At 57.6% G+C, this 16,218-nt stretch carries 18 protein-coding genes; 15 read left to right on the top strand and 3 right to left on the bottom strand.

Annotated features, from left to right (window positions below; all coding sequences use genetic code 11):
* Window positions 1-8 precede the first annotated feature (8 nt).
* Both fnrL and ACT2B1_RS17515 read left to right on the top strand, forming a co-directional pair.
* Entirely contained in the window at window positions 9-752 is a 744-nt protein-coding gene (gene fnrL / locus ACT2B1_RS17520; protein WP_171126306.1) for a transcriptional regulator FnrL, read from the top strand.
* 61 nt (window positions 753-813) lie between these two features.
* Window positions 814-1,068 (top strand): GlsB/YeaQ/YmgE family stress response membrane protein, encoded by a 255-nt coding sequence (locus ACT2B1_RS17515; protein ID WP_171124335.1) that lies wholly within the window; start codon window positions 814-816, stop codon window positions 1,066-1,068.
* 42 nt (window positions 1,069-1,110) lie between these two features.
* On the opposite strand, the gene ACT2B1_RS17510 is transcribed toward ACT2B1_RS17515, so the two are convergent.
* On the bottom strand, window positions 1,111-1,950 hold the full coding sequence (locus ACT2B1_RS17510) for a universal stress protein (protein WP_171211182.1): 840 nt from the start codon (window positions 1,948-1,950) through the stop codon (window positions 1,111-1,113).
* Window positions 1,951-2,146: 196 nt separating this feature from the next.
* Here ACT2B1_RS17510 and ccoN point away from each other — a divergent pair, with 196 nt between their 5' ends.
* The 11 genes from ccoN to nusG all read left to right on the top strand — a co-directional run bounded on the left by ccoN (window position 2,147) and on the right by nusG (window position 12,173).
* Entirely contained in the window at window positions 2,147-3,754 is a 1,608-nt protein-coding gene (gene ccoN, locus ACT2B1_RS17505) for a cytochrome-c oxidase, cbb3-type subunit I (RefSeq protein WP_171124330.1), read from the top strand.
* A 14-nt stretch (window positions 3,755-3,768) separates the two neighbouring features.
* Window positions 3,769-4,497 (top strand): cytochrome-c oxidase, cbb3-type subunit II, encoded by a 729-nt coding sequence (gene ccoO / locus ACT2B1_RS17500; protein ID WP_171124328.1) that lies wholly within the window; start codon window positions 3,769-3,771, stop codon window positions 4,495-4,497.
* 11 nt (window positions 4,498-4,508) lie between these two features.
* On the top strand, window positions 4,509-4,721 hold the full coding sequence (locus ACT2B1_RS17495; RefSeq protein WP_171124326.1) for a cbb3-type cytochrome c oxidase subunit 3: 213 nt from the start codon (window positions 4,509-4,511) through the stop codon (window positions 4,719-4,721).
* Entirely contained in the window at window positions 4,718-5,581 is an 864-nt protein-coding gene (ccoP, locus tag ACT2B1_RS17490) for a cytochrome-c oxidase, cbb3-type subunit III (RefSeq protein WP_171124325.1), read from the top strand. Before ACT2B1_RS17495 ends, ccoP begins: the two co-directional genes overlap by 4 nt.
* A gap of 383 nt (window positions 5,582-5,964) precedes the next feature.
* Window positions 5,965-6,840: a LysR family transcriptional regulator gene (locus tag ACT2B1_RS17485; RefSeq protein ID WP_481668268.1), complete on the top strand. Its 876-nt coding sequence runs from the start codon at window positions 5,965-5,967 to the stop codon at window positions 6,838-6,840.
* Between the two features lie 101 nt (window positions 6,841-6,941).
* Window positions 6,942-8,369, top strand: coding sequence for a cytochrome c oxidase accessory protein CcoG (gene ccoG / locus ACT2B1_RS17480; RefSeq protein WP_171124321.1), 1,428 nt, complete (start codon window positions 6,942-6,944; stop codon window positions 8,367-8,369).
* 2 nt (window positions 8,370-8,371) lie between these two features.
* Window positions 8,372-8,830, top strand: coding sequence for a FixH family protein (locus ACT2B1_RS17475; protein ID WP_481668267.1), 459 nt, complete (start codon window positions 8,372-8,374; stop codon window positions 8,828-8,830).
* Between the two features lie 3 nt (window positions 8,831-8,833).
* Complete coding sequence (locus tag ACT2B1_RS17470) at window positions 8,834-11,011, top strand: heavy metal translocating P-type ATPase (protein ID WP_481668266.1); 2,178 nt, start codon at window positions 8,834-8,836, stop codon at window positions 11,009-11,011.
* A 4-nt stretch (window positions 11,012-11,015) separates the two neighbouring features.
* Window positions 11,016-11,174, top strand: a complete 159-nt coding sequence (ccoS, locus tag ACT2B1_RS17465) for a cbb3-type cytochrome oxidase assembly protein CcoS (protein WP_171124316.1) — start codon at window positions 11,016-11,018, stop codon at window positions 11,172-11,174.
* A 68-nt stretch (window positions 11,175-11,242) separates the two neighbouring features.
* Window positions 11,243-11,440 carry a preprotein translocase subunit SecE gene (secE, locus tag ACT2B1_RS17460; RefSeq protein ID WP_171124314.1) on the top strand — a complete coding sequence of 66 codons (198 nt, stop codon included), beginning with the start codon at window positions 11,243-11,245 and terminating at the stop codon, window positions 11,438-11,440.
* Between the two features lie 199 nt (window positions 11,441-11,639).
* A complete protein-coding gene (gene nusG, locus ACT2B1_RS17455) occupies window positions 11,640-12,173 on the top strand; it encodes a transcription termination/antitermination protein NusG (protein WP_171124312.1) in 534 nt (177 codons plus the stop codon).
* Between the two features lie 128 nt (window positions 12,174-12,301).
* Here nusG and gntH read toward each other — a convergent pair whose 3' ends face one another.
* Window positions 12,302-13,558, bottom strand: coding sequence for a guanitoxin biosynthesis MBL fold metallo-hydrolase GntH (gene gntH, locus ACT2B1_RS17450; RefSeq protein WP_481668265.1), 1,257 nt, complete (start codon window positions 13,556-13,558; stop codon window positions 12,302-12,304).
* 333 nt (window positions 13,559-13,891) lie between these two features.
* On the opposite strand from gntH, the gene rplK reads away from it, so the two are divergent.
* Together rplK and rplA are read left to right on the top strand one after the other, a co-directional pair.
* A complete protein-coding gene (gene rplK / locus ACT2B1_RS17445; protein ID WP_113791694.1) occupies window positions 13,892-14,341 on the top strand; it encodes a 50S ribosomal protein L11 in 450 nt (149 codons plus the stop codon).
* 1 nt (window position 14,342) lies between these two features.
* Window positions 14,343-15,041, top strand: coding sequence for a 50S ribosomal protein L1 (gene rplA / locus ACT2B1_RS17440; RefSeq protein ID WP_171124308.1), 699 nt, complete (start codon window positions 14,343-14,345; stop codon window positions 15,039-15,041).
* Window positions 15,042-15,111: 70 nt separating this feature from the next.
* Here the strand turns inward: rplA and ACT2B1_RS17435 are convergent, their stop codons facing one another.
* A complete protein-coding gene (locus ACT2B1_RS17435) occupies window positions 15,112-16,089 on the bottom strand; it encodes a phosphotransferase (RefSeq protein ID WP_171240229.1) in 978 nt (325 codons plus the stop codon).
* Between the last annotated feature and the right edge of the window lie 129 nt (window positions 16,090-16,218).

Raw genomic sequence — 16,218 nt, 5'->3', positions numbered from 1 at the left:
AAACCCGCATGACACCGATGTTCAAGATCGACCATACCAATTGTGCCGACTGCCCCATTCGACATCGGGCGGTGTGCGCGCATTGCGATGCCAATGAGTTGGAAAAGCTTGAAGGCATTAAGTATTACCGCAGTTTCGAGGCTGGCCAGACAATCCTGTGGTCTGGGGATCAGATGAATTTCGTGGGTTCGGTCGTGTCGGGCATCGCGTCTTTGACGCAAACGATGGAAGACGGCCGTACTCAGATGGTCGGTCTATTGCTGCCCAGCGATTTTGTGGGGCGCCCCGGTCGCGAATCGGCGCCCTACGACGTGCAGGCTACGACAGATCTGGTGATGTGCTGCTTTCGCAAGAAGCCCTTCGAAGAGATGATGAACGAAACCCCGCATATCGCCCATCGCCTGCTGCAGATGACGTTGGATGAACTGGATGCGGCACGTGAATGGATGTTGGTGCTAGGGCGTAAGACCGCCCGTGAAAAGATTGCCAGCCTGTTGTCTATCATCGCCCGTCGGGATGCTTCGATCAGCCACGAGGGGAACGCCGGACCGATCGTCTTTGATTTGCCTCTGACCCGCGAGGCGATGGCAGACTACCTTGGTTTGACTTTGGAGACGGTCAGCCGCCAGATTTCGGCGCTGAAACGGGACGGCGTCATTACCCTTGAGGGCAAGCGTCACGTGACCATCCCCGATATGGGACGTTTGATGGAAGAAGCTGGTGACGATTCAGACGGTGGTTTTCTGGTCTGACGTGACCTGACGCAGTAGTCGTGGTTTAGTGGCCTGAGTGCAGTCAATTCAGGAGCAAACCATGGAATTCAGTAGCCTTCTCGCCATGATCTTCATTGGCGCCATTGCCGGTTGGCTTTCCGGCAAGATCATGGAAGGCCGGGGCTTCGGTCTGTTTGGAAACATAATTGTCGGTGTCGTCGGCGCGTTTCTGGCGGGAACGGTCTTTCCGGCGCTTGGCTTTTCGGTCGGGGGCGGCCTATTCTCGTCAATATTCTTTGCCACGATCGGCGCAGTCATTCTGCTGTTCCTGATCGGCCTTGTAAGACGAGGGTAAAAAACCGCCCTTATTAGGGGCGGTTTTACTAACTTACCGGCTTTAATGCGCCAGAAATACGGGAACCGGGGATTGTTCCAGCATGTTCCGAGTGGCGCCGCCCAGAATGGCTTCGCGGAATCTGGAATGCCCGTAGGCGCCCATGACAATCATGTCAGCTTCAGTGTCCGAGGCGTGGCGATTCAGGATGTCTGACACGCGTGTCATCGTTTTGCTGAGAACGTCGATTTCGCACTTTACTCCGTGCCGTGCCAGCATTTGCGACAGCATCCCCCCTGGGTCGGACCGATCCGGCCCGTGGCGGGGTGGGTCGATCACGACGATCCGCACAAGTTCGGCCTGTTGCAGGAAGGGCAGGGCGCGGCGTATGGCGCGCATGGCCTCAACGCTTTCGTTCCAGCCGATCAGAATCGTCCCCGGTCGTTCGAACGGCTTTGCGTTCTCCGGGGTGATAAGCACGGGCGCGTGTCCCTCGAACATCGCGGCTTCGACTATGGGTTCGCATTCTGCGCCCCGATCTTCGCCATAGGGCTGGGGCAGAACAACCAGATCCGAAAACCGCGCGCGATGGGCGACATGACGTCCAATATCGGCGATCTGAGCCACGCCACTTTCGGCAGACCACCGAACACCGGATTTCCCCAGAAACGCGTTGGCATATTCCAGCACTTCTTCTGCTTCGGCGTTGGCGCGGCTTAGTGTTTCCTGCAGGATCAACGCATTTGCGCCGGCATAGTAATACCCTGTCTGACTACGATCCACGCCCAGACACAGCGCCTCGGCATGGGCATCCTGTGCCAAAGCAAGTGCCGCCATCTGCGCAAGGGCCGCATTCGATTGCGTGGAATCTGTCATCACAGTGAGAAGAGATTTGTAAGCCATTTTTGACCTCTTACCTTCGAACCGTTGTAAGCTGCGACTTTCCAGCCCAGTCGTTTCTTTAGGATTGTCATAGTATTCAGCGTCCTGTCTTGACACAGATCAAAGCAGTTAAAGCGGCTGTCCGACAAAAGAACAGCCAGTCAAAAAGGTTCTGCGATATAAGAGAATCGCGCAGAGCATGGCAAAGGGACGCAATATGTCAAATTACATCAAGCTGATCGTGCTTGGTCTGATCGTGGTTTTTGCCGCGATCGGGACAAATTATGCACGCGATTTGGCGTATCAGGTGCATGCAATTCTGGTGATGCTGATCGCCGGCGGATTGTTCATCTGGACGCTTAGAAACACCGATGAGCCAGATATCCTCGTGGACCACTCGGCCGAGTATATGGACGGCGTGATCCGCTATGGCGTTATCGCGACTGCCTTCTGGGGCGTGATCGGGTTCATCGCCGGAACATTCATCGCCTTTCAATTGGCCTTTCCCGCGCTGAACTTTGAATGGGCGCAGGGCTATCTGAACTTTGGTCGGTTGCGTCCACTGCATACATCTGCGGTGATTTTCGCCTTTGGCGGCAACGCGTTGATTGCGACCTCGTTCTACGTGGTACAGCGCACCAGCGCTGCGCGTCTTTGGGGCGGCAATTTGGCGTGGTTCGTGTTCTGGGGTTATCAGCTGTTCATCGTGCTGGCGGCGACCGGCTATGTTCTGGGTGGCACGCAATCCAAGGAATATGCCGAACCCGAATGGTATGTTGACCTGTGGTTGACTATCGTCTGGGTCGCGTATCTGGCCGTTTTCCTGGGCACAGTCATCAAACGGAAAGAGCCGCATATCTATGTGGCCAACTGGTTTTACCTAGCCTTTATCGTCACCGTTGCGATGCTGCACGTGGTCAACAACCTGACCATCCCGGTCAGCATCTGGGGATCTAAATCCGTCATCGTCTGGTCGGGCGTGCAAGACGCTATGATCCAGTGGTGGTACGGCCACAACGCCGTGGGCTTCTTCCTGACTGCGGGTTTCCTGGGCATGATGTATTACTTCATCCCGAAACAGGCGGAACGTCCGGTATTCTCGTACAAGCTGTCGATCATCCACTTCTGGGCCCTGATCTTCCTGTACATCTGGGCCGGGCCGCACCACCTGCACTATACCGCGCTGCCTGACTGGGCTTCGACGCTGGGCATGGTGTTCTCGGTTGTGCTGTGGATGCCTTCGTGGGGCGGTATGATCAACGGTCTGATGACCCTTTCGGGCGCATGGGACAAACTGCGCACTGACCCGATCATTCGCATGATGGTCATCTCGGTCGGTTTCTATGGCATGTCCACCTTCGAAGGTCCGATGATGTCGATTCGTGCCGTGAACAGCCTGTCTCACTATACTGACTGGACCATTGGTCACGTACACTCGGGCGCGTTGGGCTGGAACGGTATGATCACCTTTGGCGCGCTGTACTACTTGGTGCCTGTCCTGTGGAAGCGTGAGCGTTTGTACTCGCTGCAAATGGTTAGTTGGCACTTCTGGCTCGCTACGATCGGCATCGTTCTCTATGCCGCGTCGATGTGGGTCACCGGTATCATGGAGGGCCTGATGTGGCGCGAAGTGGATGCCAACGGCTTCTTGGTGAACTCGTTCGCTGACACCGTGGCTGCTAAGTTCCCCATGTATGTGGTGCGTGCCTTGGGTGGCGTGATGTTCGTCGCTGGTGCCGTGATCATGTGCTACAACCTGTGGATGACTGTGCGGAAAGCGCCGGCCAAAGAGGCCAGCCTGTCCGTCGCGGTCCCGGCTGAATAAGGAGGGCCGGAGCAATGGCAATTCTCGACAAACATAAGATCCTCGAGACCAACGCGACCCTCCTGCTGGTGTTCAGCTTTCTGGTCGTGACCATCGGTGGCATCGTGCAGATCACCCCACTGTTCTATCTTGAGAACACCATCGAGAAGGTGGAGGGGATGCGCCCCTACACCCCCCTTGAAATGGCAGGGCGTGAAATCTACATCCGCGAAGGCTGCTATGTCTGCCACAGCCAGATGATCCGCCCCATGCGGGACGAGGTCGAACGGTACGGGCACTATTCGCTGGCGGCCGAGTCGATGTATGACCACCCGTTCCAGTGGGGGTCGAAACGCACCGGGCCTGATTTGGCCCGTGTGGGTGGACGTTACTCGGACCAGTGGCATGTGGACCACCTGCGTGATCCGCAGTCGGTTGTGCCGGAATCGGTGATGCCAAAATACGGTTTCCTCGAGCATCGCAAGTTGGACGGCAAGTATATCGGTGACATCATGAAGGCGAACGCCCTTGTCGGCACGCCCTACACCGAAGAAATGCTGGCCAATGCCGAGGCTGACTTCCGTGCGCAGGCTGATCCCGACAGCGACTATGACGGGCTGCTGGAGCGTTATGGCGACAAGGTCAGCGTGCGCAACTTCGACGGTCAGCCCGAGTTGACCGAAGCGGACGCGATGGTGGCTTATCTTCAGATGCTGGGCACGCTGGTCGACTTCTCGACCTTCACCCCGGACCCAAGCCGCTAAAGGAGGGTGTGATGGAAGAGTATACACTCCTCAGGCAGTTCGCGGATAGCTGGATGTTGTTGCTGTTGTTCGCATTCTTCGTTGGCATCGTGATCTGGGTTTTCCGCCCCGGTGCCAGCAAGGAATACAAGGATACCGCCAATATCCCCTTCCGGCATGCAGACGCACCAGCGCCCCTGCAGGGCGACGATAAACCCGCCACACCCAAGGAGGCGCGGCCATGAGCAAGACATCTGATAAACTGCCGGGTGATCCGAATACCACGGGTCACAGCTGGGACGGTATCGAAGAGTTTGACAACCCGATGCCCCGCTGGTGGCTGTGGACCTTCTACGTCACGATTATCTGGGGCGTGATCTACACGATCATGTATCCGGCGTGGCCGTTGGTTCAATCAGCGACCGCTGGTGTTCTTGGCTGGTCGTCTCGTGAGCTGGTGCAGGAAGAGATGGTTGCCTTCCAGGAGGCCAACGCACCTTGGAATGCCAAGCTGGTGGAAACGTCGCTTGAGGACATCTCGAAAGACCCTGAGCTGCAGCAATTCGCGGTAAACTCGGGCGGCGCGGTATTCCGTACCTGGTGTGCGCAGTGCCACGGTTCAGGCGCGCAGGGTGCACCCGGCTTCCCGAACCTGCTGGATGATGCGTGGCTGTGGGGCGGAACGCTCGAAGATATCGAGTTCACCATTGCCCACGGTATTCGGAACGAAGAAAGCGACGACGCGCGCTATTCCGAGATGCCGGCCTTTGGAGAGCTTCTTGAGAAAGAAGAGATCACGCAGGTCGTTCAGTACGTCATGTCCCTGACCAACGCGCAGACCGATGACGCCGCAGCGCAAGCGGGCAAGGTTGTTTTCGAAGACAACTGTGCCGCTTGTCATGGCGAAGACGGCACGGGCGATGTGTTCCAGGGTGCGCCGAACCTGACCGATGCGATCTGGCTCTATGGTGGCAGCGAAGAAGCTCTGACCCAGACAGTCACTTACAGTCGCTTCGGCGTGATGCCCGCTTGGGAAAACCGCCTGACTGAGGCGCAAATCCGCGCTGTGACTGCCTATGTCCACCAGTTGGGTGGTGGTCAGTAAGGTTTGAAGAATACCTTCGGACGGTTCGCCGCCCGAAGGTTGAGGCACCGGCTGTTCCATCTGTTCGCGCGTTTCCTGAACAGCCGGTGCTAATTTCACAGATTACTAATCCCGAATGATGAGGTCCAGATGCACCTTTTCGTGCGCTGGACCTTTTCCTTTCCAATGATCATGTGCTGGCCAGTGCTTTGGCCGTGACCCCAGGCGGGGCTTGCCGGTACGTTCATCGCGATCTCTGGTGTGAGTGGCGATCATGAAGCTTTTTGCAAGGATTGAGAGCATTTTGCCTCTCCATTCTTTAAACTGAGAATGCAGAAAAGATTGAACTTCTGACTGAAAAATGCGACTCAATTCCAATTCTCTTGTGTAAGTAAGGCTTACAAATGGATTGGATGAAAATGCCACCTCTGGCCTCGCTTCGGGCATTTTCTGCCTTCGCCGAGGCCGAGAATATTGTGCAGGCAGGTGCGGCGTTGAACGTCAGTCACGCAGCCATCAGTCAGCAATTGCGGGTTTTGGAAAAGCACCTGGGCGTATCGCTGTTGGACCGATCAGGGAAACCCATGACCCTGACCCCCGAGGGGGAAAAGCTGGCGCGCGCAACTCATCTGGGATTTGGCACAATCGGGGCCGCGGTCGCAGCCCTGATGCAAACGGACCAGGACCGCCCCGTCCACGTCTCGCTGACACCCTCGTTCGCAGCGTCTTGGCTGATGCCGCGTCTGCCTGCCTTTCAAGCAGAATTCCCAGATATTCCCTTGGCTTTGGACCCGACCCCGAAACTGGTCAACCCAAGCCCCGGAGGTGTGGATGTTGCGATCCGCTATGGCGGCGGTGATTGGTCTGGCATCGCCTCGGACCTGTTGTTGAGCAGCCCCATCGTGATCGTCGCGGCGCGGACCCTTTTGGGCGGTCGGTCCGATTGGACGCCGCAGGAATTGAGCCAGCTCCCGTGGCTGGAAGAGTTGGGGACGACCGAAGCCACAACATGGCTGGCGCGGCACGGCGTCGAACACGGTCCACGCGCGGGTCGGATCGCCTTGCCTGGAAACCTCTTGCTGGACGCGTTGCGCGCCGGGCAGGGCGTAACCGTCACGGCGCGGCATTTTGTCGAAGCCGACATTGCGTCGGGGCAGCTTGTCGAACTGTTTTGCGAGCCACAAAATAGCGGGTATCATATTGTAACGGGTGATTTTCCACTTCGCCCTGCTACCAAGATCTTTGTCCGTTGGCTTCGGTCGCAGTCCGGGGCGCTGTGACAAAAGGTGTCTGTACGATGCTCTTTTGACCCATGTCAAAGAGACTACCTTTGTGATCTGGAACAAGACGCGAAAAACATAGCTACATCTGGAGCCATCCCGTGAGCGATTCCGACCCCGCCCCCAGCCTTTACGCCGCAAGGGAGCCTATCTTTCCCCGGCGCGTATCCGGGCCATTTCGTAACCTGAAATGGATCATTATGGCTGTCACGCTGGGCATTTATTACGTGACGCCTTGGATCAGATGGGACCGCGGGCCCAGCCTGCCGGATCAGGCGGTGCTGTTGGATTTGGCGAATCGTCGTTTCTATTTCTTTTGGATCGAGATTTGGCCGCATGAGTTCTACTTTGTCGCAGGTCTATTGATCATGGCCGGGTTGGGGTTGTTCCTGTTTACTTCGGCATTGGGTCGCGTCTGGTGTGGTTATGCCTGCCCGCAAACCGTGTGGACGGATCTGTATATTCTGGTTGAACGCTGGATTGAGGGCGACCGAAACGCGCGCTTGCGCCTGCATCGGCAGGAAAAACTGGACTTCCGCAAGGCGCGGTTGCGCGTGACGAAGTGGACCGTCTGGTTGCTGATCGGTCTGGCCACTGGTGGGGCGTGGGTGTTTTATTTTGCCGACGCGCCGACGCTTTTGCGTGATCTGGTGACGGGCAACGCCCACCCCGTGGCCTATACCACGATGTTGATCCTGACCGGCACGACTTTCCTGTTCGGTGGGTTCGCGCGCGAACAGATCTGTATCTATGCCTGCCCCTGGCCACGTATTCAGGCGGCGATGATGGACGAGGATACTCTGGTTGTTGGCTACCGCGAATGGCGGGGTGAGCCGCGCGGCAAAGGCAAGCGTACTGCGGATTCCGAATTGGGGGATTGCATCGACTGTATGGCCTGCGTGAATGTCTGCCCCGTCGGGATCGACATCCGCGACGGGCAACAACTTGAATGCATCACATGCGCGTTGTGCATCGACGCCTGTGATGACATGATGGCCAAGATCGGCAAACCGCGCGGTCTGATCGACTATATGGCGCTGAGCGATGAAACGCGCGAGCGTGCGGGTGAGCCGCCTCGGAACGTCTGGAAGCACATTCTGCGTCCCCGGACGATCATGTATACAGGGATGTGGGCTGCGGTTGGCTTTGCGTTGTTGTTTGCGCTGTTTATCCGGCCCGATATTGATCTGACGGTGGCGCCCGTTCGGAACCCGACCTTCGTGACCCTGTCCGATGGCACGATCCGCAACACCTATGACGTGCGCCTGCGCAACAAACATGGTGAGGAACGGCCGTTCAAGCTGACGCTTGCGGGGGATCCGGCCATGCAGGTACAGATCGAAGGCAATGACGGTGACACTGTCATTGTCGCTGCGGATACGGCACAATTGACGCGCGTCTATATCGTGGCCTCCGGTGGCACCGGCCCGGCGTCAACTGACGTTACTCCGGTGCGCATCTGGGTCGAAGACCTGCAAAGCGGAGAGCGTGCCTACAAGGACACCACCTTTAACGGGCAAGGGAAGTGAACATGGCCGAACGCAAATTCACCGGCAAACATGCACTGGCCGTCTTCGTGGCCGCATTTGGTGTGATCATCGCGGTAAATCTTGTGCTGGCCTACAGCGCGGTGAAAACTTTTCCGGGGCTCGAGGTCAAGAACTCTTACGTCGCCAGCCAAGAATTCAATGATCGCCTGCAGGAACATCAGGCGTTGGGATGGGATATCCGTGCTGAATTGTCCGGGGGGCTGCTGATTCTGCATATTACAGACCAGACCGGCACCCCTGTCGAAGTGGCCGAGTTGCAGGCCGTCGTTGGACGGGCCACGCATGTCAAAGAAGATTTCACACCGGATTTCATTTTTGATGGTACCGCTTACGCCACGCCCGCGTCACTGGGCAAGGGAAACTGGAATATCCGTTTGATCGCAAAGGATCACAGCGGGGCAGAGTTCGCTCAGCGCGTGCCGCTGTACGTAAAGGGATAGGGAATGACGGCGCAGCTTACATCAGGCACGGCCGCCTGCCCGGGGTGCATTGCAAGCCCTGCGGAGCCCGCGCGCCCAATCCCCGAAGATGTGCAGATTGCGCTGTCACTGCCGGGCATCCATTGCTCGGCCTGTATCGCCACCGTCGAGCGCGAGCTTAACGCCCATCCCGGCGTGGAAGACGCGCGGGTCAACCTGACTCTGAAACGAGCAATGATCAAAGCCGCGCCAGAATTGCGCGCTGCTGACCTGATTTCGGTAATGGAACGCGTGGGCTATGAGGCGCATGAGCTTGATCCCGGTGCCCTATCCGCCACACAGTCCGACAAGGCGGGGCGCGACCTGTTGATGCGTCTAGCGGTGGCCGGATTTGCCTCGATGAACGTGATGCTCTTGTCGGTTTCGGTCTGGGCTGGTGCCACAGACGCGACGCGGGACATGTTCCACTGGATTTCGGCCGCGATCGCGCTGCCTGCGATTGGCTTTGCGGCGCAACCCTTCTTTTCGAACGCGTGGTCGGCTTTGCGGGTTCGCCGCCTGAACATGGATGTGCCGATCGTGCTGGCTATCCTTTTGGCGCTGGTTACGTCGCTTTGGGAAACCGCGCTCAGCGGTAAGCACGCCTATTTCGACGCCGCCCTTACGCTGACCTTTTTCCTGCTGGCTGGTCGCTATCTGGACTATCGCACCCGCGCTGCTGCCCGATCCGCGGCAGAAGAGCTGACCGCGCTCGAAGTCCCCCGGGCTATCCGCTTGTTGGATGGGGCCGAGGAAGAGGTTGCTGTTGCCACGCTGAACGTCGGCGATCTGATCCTTGTCCGCCCCGGTGGACGAATGCCGGTGGATGGAGAGATTGTCTCGGGCCAGTCGGAACTCGACCGGTCCTTGCTGACCGGAGAAACCCTGCCGGTGTTCGCCGAGGCGGGCGTGACGGTCAGCGCCGGTGAGGTGAACCTGACCGGCCCCCTGACCATCCGCGCGACGGCGGTGGGTGAAGACACCTCGTTACATCGTATGGCCGATCTGGTGGCCATCGCGGAATCGGGGCGCTCGCGCTATACCTCGCTGGCCGACAAGGCGGCCAAGCTTTATGCGCCCGGTGTGCATATCCTGTCGGCGCTCAGCTTTCTGGGGTGGTATACCTATTCCGGCGACGTGCGAACAGCGCTGAATATCGCCGCCGCCGTGCTGATCATCACCTGCCCTTGCGCGCTGGGTCTGGCCGTGCCAGCGGTGACCACTGCGGCCTCGGGGCGGTTGTTCCGCAAGGGGATGCTGATCAAACACGCCACCGCGCTGGAACGTCTGGCCGAGGTAGATACGGTCGTTTTCGATAAGACCGGTACGCTGACTTCAGGTACGCCCGAGCTGACCAATCTGGGCGCTCATTCCCGCGCTGATCTTGAGATTGCGCTGGCGCTGGCCGAGGCATCCTCGCACCCTTTGTCGGTTGCTTTGACACAGGCCGCGCGCGAGGCCGGGATCAAACCCGCCACGCTGGACGACATCACCGAGGTTCCGGGATTCGGCACCGAAGGCACTTCCCAAGGCCAGCGTGTCCGCCTTGGGCGGGCTGCGTGGACCGGCGCGGAAGAGGGCGACCAGACCGCCGCGTGGCTCTCTGTTGAAGGGCAGGCACCTGAGGCCTTCCTGTTCTCGGACAGCCTGCGAACCGGTGCTGCCGAGGCGGTGCAAGCGTTCCGCGACGCGGGTAAAGAGGTCATCCTGATTTCGGGCGATACGCAGGGCGCGGTTCAGGCGCTGGCTGATAAGCTCGGCATCCAGAACTGGATCGCGCAGGCTCTGCCGCAGGACAAGGCCAAGCATGTCGAGGCGCTGCGCGATCAGGGTCACCACGTGCTGATGGTGGGCGACGGGCTGAACGACACGGCGGCACTCGCGGCGGCGCATGTGTCGATTTCCCCGGCCTCGGCTTTGGATGCGGCGCGGGTGGCCTCGGACATCGTGCTGCTGGGCAATGACCTGTCGCCGATCTCTGACGCCTGTGATACGGCGGTCAAGGCGACGAAACGGATTCGCGAAAACTTTCGCATTGCCACTGTCTATAATATTATCGCGGTGCCGCTGGCAGTGGCCGGCCTGGCCACGCCCCTGATTGCGGCGCTGGCGATGTCGACCTCGTCGATCACTGTATCTTTGAATGCGCTACGGGTAAGATAAAGCGATGGAAGTTCTGGCCTATCTGATACCGATTTCCCTGTTTCTGGGCGGGGTTGGGCTGGTGGCATTTGTCTACACGGTGCGATCAAACCAATATGACGATCCCGAAGGCGACGCCCGTCGTATCCTCAACGATGAATGGGACGACAAGCCCAAGCCCTGACAGCCCTTGAAATCGCCGCAATGCCCGGTTATGTCCGGCCTATCCGCTAGCAGAGAGATCCAAGCCAAATGGCCACCACAAACCCGATCCAGTTTATTCAGCAAGTCCGCGCCGAGGTTGCAAAGGTCGTCTGGCCGACGCGCCGTGAGGTTCTGCTGACCACGGTCATGGTGTTCATCATGGCGGCCCTGACCGCCGTGTTCTTTGCGCTGGTCGATCTTGGTATTCGCGGCGGTCTGCAACTGATCTTGGGCGCGTTCGGGTAAACCGGTTAAGGCGCGCGGAAACGCGGCTTGCCCCTTGCACCGCGCGCGATGTCAGAGTAGTGACGCGGGACTATTCGGAATGGGCGTGCGGCGATTCGGGCTGCGCGCCGCTTTTTATTCCGGGTCACGTGATGGAAATTCAATGACGGCTGCGTCTGATTGACTGGATGCGCCGAAAGTAAACAAGGACGACAGGTTCATGGCGAAACGGTGGTACTCGGTCAGCGTTCTTTCGAATTTCGAAAAGAAGATCGCAGAGCAGATCCGCACGTCGGTGGCTGAACAGGGCCTTGAGGACGACATCGACGAAGTACTGGTGCCCACCGAAGAGGTGATCGAAGTGCGCCGGGGCAAGAAAGTCACGACTGAACGCCGCTTTATGCCCGGTTACGTACTGGTGCATATGGAGATGTCGGATCAGGGCTATCACCTTGTGAACTCGATCAACCGTGTGACCGGCTTTCTGGGCCCGCAAGGCCGCCCGATGCCGATGCGCGACGCTGAGGTGAACCAGATCCTCAACCGCGTTCAGGAAGGCGAAGAAGCGCCGAAACTGATGATAAGCTTCGAGGTCGGCGAAAAGGTCAAAGTCAACGACGGCCCGTTCGAGGATTTCGACGGCATGGTCGAAGGCGTGGACGACGAGAACCAGAAGCTGAAAGTTTCGGTCTCGATCTTTGGCCGCGAGACCCCGGTCGAGCTGGACTTCACGCAGGTGACCAAGCAGGCCTAAATTAGCGCTTTGCAAGTATATTGACACCGCGCCGTCTCAGACGGTGCGGTGTTTTCGTATTCTCTTGCGCCTTGGTGTCGAAACGCCAGCAAAGCAAAGGCGGGCCCCAAACAGGCCCGCTCAGCCTATTAATTTTTGAAGGGAAGGCTGGTATACGCGCCGACTTCGTCGTTTCCTGTGCGTTCGTTGAAATCATTGATCATGTCATTTGTGGCTTCGGCCGCGCCGAGGTCGATGCTTTCAAGATCAAATTCAGAGAACGGGAACTCTGCAGCAGAGTCAGGTGGTTGCTTTGCCATCTGAACGGGCGCAGGGAAAGACTCTTCGTTGGGCACACCTTGGCGTGTTCGAATGCTATCCTTTGTTACATTCCAAGTCATAAAGTCGGCTGCCAAATCCAAGGGGCCATCATAGGTTTCCCGGATTGCTGAATAGACGGCCAACGCAATGTCGTGATCGTTTTGGAAGTGATAGCAAACGGCCAGCCGAGGTTCGGTTTCCGACATGATCTTACCGAACGCTTGCGCGGCGGTGTGTCCCTGAGAGCCGACAAATATGGCTTCCGATGGTTCAAAGCCGTATTTTTCGATCATGAATTCTGGTGGGGTGAAACACTCGTGGATGGCAAGATCCACACCGGCGGCATGTTCTCTCCACCAGCGCGTTGGCAGCGTATCGGATGAAAACGCAAATCTGAGGCCATTCCATTCCAACAGAAAACTAACCGATTGTTCACCATAAATCGCGGGCAGAGTCCTAACTTGAACACCGTTTTCATCAAAGATGACGTTGTTTACAGCTTTCCAATCGAATTCATTTACCTCTAACTGCAACCCACGCGGATCAACTGCCGCGCCCCTGGTTGCTTCTTCCCAGGCCCACATCTTCATCATATGGTCAGCCCAGGCTTTTGTTCCCCATTCGGGCTTGATCCCCTCAGGCCCCCAAAGGCGAACGGGTGTCAGACGGTTGTTTACGGGGCCAGTAAAGTAGAAGGCCGGAAAATCGCCTGCGTGATCAAGGTGCAAGTGGCCCAGAAACACTTTGTCTAGCTGATCCAACGGTATCCCAAGCGCCATGATACGCTCATACGAGCCTTCGCCCATGTCAAAGATGAACTTTTCGCCGTTGCCCAGCTCAACAAGAAAACACGCCGCAGCCTGCTTGAGGCGTGGCTGGGGCATTCCGGTTCCACACGCGATGACGCGCATTTCGTCAGGACCCAGAGTTTCCGTTCCGGGATAATAGACGGTCTGGTTCGGGTAAGGTTCTGTTCTGGACCACTCCGAAGGTTCTTTGTTCTGCGCAACGGCAGTCATCGCAGTGGCTGCAACAAGCCCAGCGCCCAGCACAATTGCAGGTGCAATAAGTCTGGAAAGCGTCATAAAAATTCCTCCCTCAACGATTTCGCCGAAACAGCGCAAAGATTCGCCCCATACAAGGTTCGCAATTTTTGAATGCGTCTGGCAAGGTTGCTTAATCTTTGGCAGATCGGAGCAGTTGCACGAGTTGTGATCGGGGTTAGCTTACTAGGGCGAAAGCTTATCTGTTGGTGGGTTTGCACCCCTTGCCAACCCCCACATTCCGCTGTAAACGCCGCCTCTATCGTCTTCGGGCGAGATTCTCTCGTGGGAGGTTGCTGGGATCGCGATCCCGGATCGGACCACGCAACATAATCTGGGTGAAACGCGTTTCGCCCGAGTTGAAAGGAAAACCAAATGGCCAAGAAGCTTGCTGGTACAATGAAACTGCAGGTTCCTGCAGGTCAGGCAAACCCGTCGCCGCCAGTTGGTCCGGCGCTGGGTCAGCGCGGCATCAACATCATGGAATTCTGCAAGGCGTTCAACGCCAAGACCGCAGACATGGAGCAAGGCGCCCCTTGCCCGACCGTGATTACCTATTATCAGGACAAGTCCTTCACCATGGACATCAAGACGCCGCCCGCGTCTTATTACCTGAAAAAAGCGGCTGGTCTGAAGCCGGTTGGCAAGCGTAACCGCCCCCGTGGCGCGGAAAACCCAGGTCGTGAGACCGTGGCAACCGTGACCACCAAGCAGGTTCGCGAAATCGCCGAAGCCAAAATGAAAGATCTGAACGCCAACGACGTCGAAGGCGCAATGCAGATCATCCTGGGCTCGGCCCGCTCTATGGGCATCGAGGTGAAGTAAGATGGCAAAACTTGGTAAACGTACCCGCGCTGCGCGCGAAGCTGTCGCTGGCAAGGAAAACCTGTCGATCGAAGAAGCCGTTGCTCTGGTAAAAGGCAACGCGACCTCGAAATTCGACGAGACCATCGAAATCGCTCTGAACCTCGGCGTTGACACCCGTCACGCAGACCAGATGGTTCGTGGCGTTGTCGGCCTGCCCAATGGCACCGGCAAAGCGATGCGCGTCGCTGTATTCGCTCGTGGCCCGAAGGCGGACGAAGCGAAAGAAGCAGGCGCGGATATCGTTGGCGCAGAAGACCTGATGGAAACCATTCAGGGCGGCACCATCGAATTCGATCGTTGCATTGCCACCCCGGACATGATGCCGATCGTTGGCCGTCTGGGTAAAGTTCTGGGCCCCCGCAACCTGATGCCGAACCCCAAGGTTGGCACTGTGACCATGGACGTGAAAGCGGCCGTGGAAGCAGCCAAGGGCGGTGAAGTTCAGTTCAAGGCGGAAAAAGGCGGCGTTGTGCACGCTGGCGTTGGCAAAGCGTCGTTCGACGAAGCCAAGCTGGTTGAAAACGTCCGTGCCTTTGTCTCGGCTGTTGCCAAGGCCAAGCCGTCGGGCGCCAAAGGCACCTACATGAAGAAAATCGCGCTGAGCTCGACCATGGGCCCGGGTGTGACTCTGGATGTGGCGGCTGCTGCGGGCGAATAAGCCTTAACGCGAAGCAAAAAAGTATTGAGCCCGGGCAGTGCAAACTGTTCGGGCTTTTTCGTTCCATAGTCTAGTTTGCCGTGCCAAAGGCGATATCCAGCCGCATTTCCAGACGCGTGCGCCGAAATTTCTCGAACGCGCTGCAGGTAAAGTCAGTGCGCCAATAGTCCAGCCAGTCTTTGAGCAATCGGCCACGAATGCAGAAATCGAGGATATCGGTGTCAATCGGCAGGCGGTAGCGGCGCAGGAACATTTGCTTATTTCGCCGCAGAATGCCGCTCTGATCCACCGCGCTGGCTGGACCATCCCGAAAGATATCAGCCTTGAGAAAGTCGACGATATCGTAGACGGCCAGTTTTTCGCATACCTCAGTAAAGTCCAGACCGTGAGTTTTGCCTTGTCCGATAATCAGGTTCTGCCCGTGAAAATCACCGTGTGAAAAGACCCTCAGGTCCTCGATCCCCTTAAGGCGTTCGCCGTCGGTCACCATAGCATCAATCATTTTCCGGCTTTTCTGCGCGATGTCATCCGGGACCATCGCCGCAAGATCGCAAATGCTGTCAATCATCCATTTCGGCCGGAACCCATAGTTGACGGGCGCCAGGCGGCTGTGAAAGTCACTGAGCCAGGACCCCGCCCGACGATAGACCTGCACCACTTGGTTATCGTCCTTGCTGTTATAAATCAGATCAACGGCAGTGGGCCTGTCGATGAACTCTGTGACCAGAAAGGCCCCTCCGGGCGATAGGTAGACAGGCTGCACGACACGGGACGAGTCTGTGCGTTCAAAGTATCGGGACAGGTCAACCAATAACTCGAATTCGTCTTTCAGTCGACCGGTCGCCGGAGACTCGGTGTCGATCTTGAGGGCGAAGGATCCCGCTGTCGAGCGCAGAACCAGAACGGCCCGAGACTCTGCGAAGGCGTGCGACCGGTAGATACAGTCATACTGTGTCACTGGGGCGTGCAGGACCGCATTGGAAAACTCGACAATAAATGCGGTGACCCGGTCATGTTCTTGATCCGAGAGCGGAAGAGAAGTAGCCAACGGGCCATGTCCTTGGTGATGTGCCTTTCACCGGACTGGAACGCAGCGGGATTTGCGTGTCAACGGCAAGAAATAGGTTTTGTTGCCGGTTGGCGGAAAACGCTATGAAATTCGTACAGTTGGATGGGT

The organism is Ruegeria sp. S263, assembly GCF_056780525.1.
This window is presented reverse-complemented; position numbering and strand designations above follow the sequence as displayed.

What these genes read in the sequence shown, in the direction of transcription:
- fnrL (WP_171126306.1), top strand. Translation starts at nt 9, where the DNA reads ATGACACCGATGTTCAAGATCGACCATACCAATTGTGCCGACTGCCCC.
- ACT2B1_RS17515 (WP_171124335.1), top strand. Translation starts at nt 814, where the DNA reads ATGGAATTCAGTAGCCTTCTCGCCATGATCTTCATTGGCGCCATTGCC.
- ACT2B1_RS17510 (WP_171211182.1), bottom strand. Translation starts at nt 1,950, where the DNA reads ATGGCTTACAAATCTCTTCTCACTGTGATGACAGATTCCACGCAATCG.
- ccoN (WP_171124330.1), top strand. Translation starts at nt 2,147, where the DNA reads ATGTCAAATTACATCAAGCTGATCGTGCTTGGTCTGATCGTGGTTTTT.
- ccoO (WP_171124328.1), top strand. Translation starts at nt 3,769, where the DNA reads ATGGCAATTCTCGACAAACATAAGATCCTCGAGACCAACGCGACCCTC.
- ACT2B1_RS17495 (WP_171124326.1), top strand. Translation starts at nt 4,509, where the DNA reads ATGGAAGAGTATACACTCCTCAGGCAGTTCGCGGATAGCTGGATGTTG.
- ccoP (WP_171124325.1), top strand. Translation starts at nt 4,718, where the DNA reads ATGAGCAAGACATCTGATAAACTGCCGGGTGATCCGAATACCACGGGT.
- ACT2B1_RS17485 (WP_481668268.1), top strand. Translation starts at nt 5,965, where the DNA reads ATGGATTGGATGAAAATGCCACCTCTGGCCTCGCTTCGGGCATTTTCT.
- ACT2B1_RS17475 (WP_481668267.1), top strand. Translation starts at nt 8,372, where the DNA reads ATGGCCGAACGCAAATTCACCGGCAAACATGCACTGGCCGTCTTCGTG.
- ACT2B1_RS17470 (WP_481668266.1), top strand. Translation starts at nt 8,834, where the DNA reads ATGACGGCGCAGCTTACATCAGGCACGGCCGCCTGCCCGGGGTGCATT.
- ccoS (WP_171124316.1), top strand. Translation starts at nt 11,016, where the DNA reads ATGGAAGTTCTGGCCTATCTGATACCGATTTCCCTGTTTCTGGGCGGG.
- secE (WP_171124314.1), top strand. Translation starts at nt 11,243, where the DNA reads ATGGCCACCACAAACCCGATCCAGTTTATTCAGCAAGTCCGCGCCGAG.
- nusG (WP_171124312.1), top strand. Translation starts at nt 11,640, where the DNA reads ATGGCGAAACGGTGGTACTCGGTCAGCGTTCTTTCGAATTTCGAAAAG.
- gntH (WP_481668265.1), bottom strand. Translation starts at nt 13,558, where the DNA reads ATGACGCTTTCCAGACTTATTGCACCTGCAATTGTGCTGGGCGCTGGG.
- rplK (WP_113791694.1), top strand. Translation starts at nt 13,892, where the DNA reads ATGGCCAAGAAGCTTGCTGGTACAATGAAACTGCAGGTTCCTGCAGGT.
- rplA (WP_171124308.1), top strand. Translation starts at nt 14,343, where the DNA reads ATGGCAAAACTTGGTAAACGTACCCGCGCTGCGCGCGAAGCTGTCGCT.